This window comes from Nostoc sp. 'Peltigera membranacea cyanobiont' 210A (assembly GCF_002246015.1).
GTDB lineage: Bacteria > Cyanobacteriota > Cyanobacteriia > Cyanobacteriales > Nostocaceae > Nostoc.
Genome location: NZ_NOLJ01000007.1, coordinates 315,609 through 317,162, shown reverse-complemented (window position 1 = coordinate 317,162; position 1,554 = coordinate 315,609). Strand labels below are relative to the sequence as shown.

The following is a 1,554-nucleotide window of genomic DNA, read 5'->3' as shown; positions in this document are numbered from 1 at the left end:
TGCTCCCTGCTCCCTGCTCCCCTGCCCTAAAAGCGATGGGATATTTTTTTATTTGGAAGTCCCTTATTCTCCTCATCCCCCACTTCAATTACGGGTGATAATTTCGACATTGTGGTGCATCGGGGTTTTCCTTGCAGTATTCTTCAAAAGAAACTTTAGCTGATATCATGCCCTCAGCTTTCTGATGAGCTGCTTCTGCCTGAAGTTCTTCTACCTCATCCCAGGCAGTAGCACAGGGTTTAGAATAAGCACCTTGTTCAGTGCAAATAGCACGAGCCTGCTCAATTGCTTTTTGAATTCTCTCCTCCAGCAGTAGCGCTTTTGGCACTTCCACAAAGTCGCTTTTAGTCAAAATGTCGGTAATCGAGATGATGCCCAACAACTTGCCTTGAATCACAGGTGCGCGATGAATACCAGTATTAGCAAATAACCGCGCTACATATTCCACACCCAAATCAGGATTGACTACAATGCAGGGCTTGCTCATAATTTCATAAACCCGCACTTGCTTTGGATCTTTCCCGTAGGCTGTTATCTTATAAACAATATCTGTTTCTGTAACAATGCCATAAGCATCATTGTCATAGCGACGATCCACAACCAGCGCTCGCAATCCTTTATCCTTCATCAGCCCCACCGCTTCAGCAACAGTTGCCGAACCGCGAATGGTAACTACGTCTTTGGTCATGATATCTTCAGCTTTCATCATTGCTGTAGTCTCCTGGTTAATAGTCCGGTGCAGCACTGCGCCCTCATGGACGTATTGAAGCGTTGCAGCGCACAGTTGGCTAACTAGAAAGTAAAAAAAGTTGAACCTTTGCCCAGCTACAACAATAAATTAGACCAGTTGTCAACTTATGATGTTATCCAATGTAACCAATGCCCAAAAACCAAGCATAAATTGTGATAATATTTTGCCGATTAACAAATATTTATTTTTTCATTGCCGAAAATTGCCGCATTTTCCAGAAATAGCTAGAAATTAAATTGGTAATAATATGAGCAACAATCGGCACTAACAAGTTGCCCGTGAGCAGGGCGCTATATGCCAATATCATCCCGACAATTGTTGCCCAAATTACATAAGGCCATTGTTGGGAGCCGCTAAAATGCAAGATGCCAAAGCAAAGACTGGATACAATTACAGCTGTAATATCGGAGCCTAAAGCTGGTAGCATCACACCTCTAAATAACAATTCTTCACTCAACCCTGGTAGCAACCCCAGCCAAATTACATCTGGTAAAGCTAAAGGCTTCAGTACTATTTCTAGGTAATAATCTGCACTCTTACGATAGGCAGTCCATAGGCGGTAAGTTAAGCCACTTAACGTGGTGATGAGGAACCCCAACCCTACACCTAAGAGCAACTCTCTTAGGTTCAAGTCCCAAGAAAATAGCGAAAAGTTGCCCAAGTATAACGAAAGTTTGGCGACTATCAACAAAATGATTGCAGTCGCTCCCATCGCCCCAAGTACTTGGATGCGCGTCAGGTATGGAATTTCTGGCTCTTGCTTTTGTTGTTCAATCACGGGTTTTTTAGGGGAGAGGGGCAGG

General features: G+C 43.6%; 2 protein-coding genes. Both read right to left on the bottom strand.

Annotation, left to right across the window (positions count from 1 at the left end; genetic code table 11):
* Positions 1 to 88: 88 nt before the first annotated feature.
* Positions 89 to 709: a CP12 domain-containing protein gene (locus CDG76_RS23420; protein WP_190240955.1), complete on the bottom strand. Its 621-nt coding sequence runs from the start codon at positions 707 to 709 to the stop codon at positions 89 to 91.
* A 223-nt stretch (positions 710 to 932) separates the two neighbouring features.
* Positions 933 to 1,529 (bottom strand): CPBP family intramembrane glutamic endopeptidase, encoded by a 597-nt coding sequence (locus CDG76_RS23415; RefSeq protein WP_094351300.1) that lies wholly within the window; start codon positions 1,527 to 1,529, stop codon positions 933 to 935.
* Positions 1,530 to 1,554 lie beyond the last annotated feature (25 nt).

Bases quoted from the DNA above. Each gene is read 5' to 3' on its own strand.
- CDG76_RS23420 (WP_190240955.1), bottom strand. From the start codon at position 709: ATGATGAAAGCTGAAGATATCATGACCAAAGACGTAGTTACCATTCGC.